This window comes from Flavobacterium sp. LMO6 (assembly GCF_009495795.1).
Classification (GTDB): domain Bacteria; phylum Bacteroidota; class Bacteroidia; order Flavobacteriales; family Flavobacteriaceae; genus Flavobacterium.
In genome coordinates this window covers 1-211 of record NZ_WIBH01000125.1, presented here as the reverse complement: position 1 = coordinate 211, position 211 = coordinate 1, and the positions used below count along the sequence as shown (strand labels likewise).

General features: G+C 42.7%; 1 protein-coding gene. It reads left to right on the top strand.

Going from position 1 to position 211, the window contains the following annotated elements:
* The coding region (locus tag GFJ99_RS13610; RefSeq protein ID WP_162524043.1) for a hypothetical protein at positions 1-211 on the top strand (211 nt) is incomplete at both ends.

The window sequence follows — 211 nt, the reverse complement described above, 5'->3', positions numbered from 1 at the left end:
ATACAGTAACAGCAACCAATGGTGGATGTACTTCAGTAGCATCAGCAAGTTTTAGTAATGCAGCGCAATTACCAACGCCAGTAACACCAACTATCACATCAGTTGCCGCTAGTTGTTCTGCTGCAGGAAGTTCTACAATATCAAATTACAGTGCAACTAATACGTATGCCTTTACACCAGCAGGACCAACAGTAGGAGTTGCAGGAGTAAT